4 protein-coding genes are annotated in these 3,261 nt (G+C 61.6%); all 4 read right to left on the bottom strand.

The window, feature by feature from the left end; all coding sequences use genetic code 11:
- On the bottom strand, positions 1 to 590 hold a 590-nt coding region (gene uppS / locus J0I64_RS08905; protein WP_291407268.1), incomplete at its 3' end, for a polyprenyl diphosphate synthase.
- A gap of 35 nt (positions 591 to 625) precedes the next feature.
- Entirely contained in the window at positions 626 to 1,201 is a 576-nt protein-coding gene (frr, locus tag J0I64_RS08900) for a ribosome recycling factor (RefSeq protein WP_291407266.1), read from the bottom strand.
- Positions 1,202 to 1,278: 77 nt separating this feature from the next.
- Positions 1,279 to 1,998 (bottom strand): UMP kinase, encoded by a 720-nt coding sequence (gene pyrH / locus J0I64_RS08895; protein ID WP_291407263.1) that lies wholly within the window; start codon positions 1,996 to 1,998, stop codon positions 1,279 to 1,281.
- A 177-nt stretch (positions 1,999 to 2,175) separates the two neighbouring features.
- Entirely contained in the window at positions 2,176 to 3,105 is a 930-nt protein-coding gene (gene tsf / locus J0I64_RS08890) for a translation elongation factor Ts (RefSeq protein ID WP_291407262.1), read from the bottom strand.
- Positions 3,106 to 3,261 lie beyond the last annotated feature (156 nt).

Here is a 3,261-nt window from a genome sequence, read left to right as displayed (position 1 = left end):
GTGCGGATGATGATGTCAGGATCAGGAATATCGGCGGTGTAGAGCGCCCGCGACACTGTGCTCTCATCGATGCTGGACGGATCGAGCCGCCCAGCGGCGGCCTCCACGGCCAGGCGACGGACGGCGTCGGTTATTTCGGCGCGAGCGCCGTAGTTAAAGGCCACAACAAGCACCAGGCCAGTGTTGGACGCGGTCTTGGCCTCGACATCCTCGATAAGTCGAACCAGCGACGGCTCCAGCCCCGCCCTCGCCCCCACGATGCGGATGCGAACATTGTTGCGGATGAGACGCTGGAGATCGGACGCAACGAAACGGCGCAGCAGGCCGAAAATGAACGAGACTTCTTCCGCCGGGCGCGCCCAGTTCTCGGACGAGAAGCTGAAAACGGTGAGATAGCCAACACCGTGCTTGATGCATGACTGCACGAGGTTGCGCAGCGCGTGCACCCCCTCGACATGCCCCTCAGTGCGACGCTTACCCTTGGCTTTGGCCCAACGGCCATTGCCATCCATGATCACGCCCAGGTGAACCGGAATGCGGAGGCCCGAACCAAGGTCCGGGCTCATTTTCGCGGCGATCTCGCTTGCCATTCACGCCCCTCCCGGCGGCGCTTACAAGCAGGTCCTTAGACCTGCATGATTTCCTGTTCCTTGGCCGCCACGATCGCGTCGATCTCTTTGACAGCGTCGTCAGTCGCCTTCTGCACGAGATCGGACTGCTTCTTGGCGTCGTCCTGGCTCATGTCGCCGTCCTTCTCTGCCTTTTTCAAGGCATCCATGCCGTCGCGACGAATGTGACGCACAGCGACACGGGCTTGTTCGGCATAGGTGTGGGCAACCTTGGCAAGCTCCTTGCGGCGCTGCTCGTTGAGCTCGGGCAGCGGAACACGGATAACCTGCCCCTCGCCCATCGGGTTGAGGCCAAGGCCGCTATCGCGGATAGCCTTTTCGACGGCATTGGCGAGGCCACGGTCCCAGACCTGAACCGAGAGCATGCGCGGCTCGGGAACGGTCACGGTCGCGACCTGATTAAGCGGCGTACGCGAACCATAGGCATCGACGGTGACGGGCTCGAGCAGGCTGGCGCTGGCCCGGCCAGTGCGCAGACCGGACAGTTCGTCCTTGAGCGAATTGATCGACTTATGCATGCGGTTTTTGATGTCGGTGAGATCATAGGCCATGGCCGAGGTCCTTCCAGTCATTTGGCGCTGCCGGCAAGGGGCGCGCTTCTCTATTAAACTCGCACCGGAAAGGTGCAACGGGCATGTGGTGCCCTGCCCTAGGCCGGGTCGCCCACGCGGGTCGAAAGGCCCTTGCCTTCCAGAACACCCGAAAGGCCAGCAGGCTCATCAAGGGCATATACAATAATGGGCATGTGGCTGTCGCGGGCAAGCGCGAATGCAGCTGTATCCATCACCTTGAGGTTGCGCGCGATGACTTCGTCGTAGCCGATATGGCTATAGCGCACGGCGTCGGGGTTCTTCTTGGGGTCGTCGGAATAAACGCCATCAACCTTTGTACCCTTCAGCACCACGTCGCATTCGAGCTCGATGGCGCGCAGCGTGGCGGCAGTGTCGGTGGTGAAGAACGGATTGCCCGTGCCGCCGCCAAGGACAACCACGAACCCTTCTTCTAGCGCCTGCTTGGCATCACGCGCCGTGAAGGTGTCCGCCACGGACGGCATGGTCGCAGCGCTGAACGGCTTGGATTTGACGCCCTGGCGGGTAATGGCATTGGAGAGGGCGAGAGCATTGATCATCGTGCCCAGCATGCCCATCAGATCGGCGGTCACGCGGTCGGTGCCATCGGCAGCGCCGGCCATGCCGCGGAATATGTTGCCGCCGCCGACAACGATGGCGACCTGGATGCCGGACCGCGCCGCGTCGGCGATCTGCTTGGCAACTGCCTGGAGAAATGGAGGCTCGATACCGAACGAATTATCTCCCGCCAGCGCCTCGCCCGAAACCTTGAGCAGAATGCGCTTGTAGCTCGACGCCATCGGAAGACCTCATGGTAGAGACTGCGGGCTCGCGACTCTGCAAGACCTTTTGGACACTAGGGCAAAACTGCCGCAAGCTGAAGGCCAAGCCACGCAGGAAGTAAATGAAACATGTGAAGCTCGATCCGGCCGCACCGGAGAGCGGAGGACGGGCCGTGAAGGCCCGTCCAGAAGTCATCAGGCCTTGACGCCTGCGGTCGCAGCAACTTCGGCAGCGAAGTCGGTCTCAACCTTTTCGATGCCTTCGCCGAGGGCGTAGCGCACGAACTTGGTCAGCTTGACCGGTGCGCCAACTTCCTTCTCGGCGTTCTTGATGGCATCAGCCACCTTGGTTTCGCCATCGATCACGAAGGTCTGGGCGAGGAGAGTGACTTCCTCGTAGTACTTGCGCAGACGGCCTTCGACCATCTTCTCAGCGATCTCGGCGGGCTTGCCCGATTCCTTGACCTGCTCGAGAATGATGGAGCGCTCGCGCGCCACGACTTCCTGGTCCAGTTCGCTGGGGTCGATCGCCAGCGGGTTGGTGGCAGCGATGTGCATTGCAAGCTGCTTGCCGAGGGCCGCGAGAGCGGCCTTGTCGCCGGTCGATTCGAGAGCGACCAGGATGCCCATCTTGCCCAGACCGCCCTTGACGGCGTTGTGCACGTAGCTTTCGACCACGCCATCGGTGACCGAGAGGGTCACGGTGCGACGCAGGTTCATGTTTTCGCCGATCTTGGCGATCGCTTCGGTCAGTTCTGCCTGAACCGAGTGGCCAGCGCCCGGGAACGGCATTTCGGCGAGCTTGGCAACGTCGCCATCAGCATCGAGAGCGAGCTTGGCAACGGTACCGACGATGTTCTGGAACTGCTCGTTGCGGGCAACGAAGTCGGTTTCAGAGTTGACTTCGACCACGGCGGCCTTGGTGCCGGAGGTTGCAACACCAACCAGACCTTCAGCGGCGACGCGATCGGCCTTCTTGGCGGCCTTGGCAAGACCACGGGTGCGCAGCCAATCGACGGCAGCTTCCATGTCGCCATTGGTTTCGGCCAGAGCCTTCTTGCAGTCCATCATCCCGACGCCGGTCGAGTCGCGGAGCTGCTTAACCAGTGCAGCAGTGATTTCCATGGGTTCACCTTTCGGCGGCCCCATTCAGGGGCCGCATAGTTTCATTCAGGACAAATCCGGAAATACCGGACTTAGTTGACAGCTTCGCCTTCGCCCGGAAGATCTTCGGCCGGAGCTTCAGAAGAAGCGCCGAGATCCTGGCCGAGAGCGCTCGAC

Origin of the sequence: Devosia sp., assembly GCF_017307565.1 — a bacterium.
GTDB lineage: Bacteria > Pseudomonadota > Alphaproteobacteria > Rhizobiales > Devosiaceae > Devosia.
Note: the sequence above shows the minus strand (reverse complement) of the source record. Positions and strands in the feature narration are given on the sequence as shown.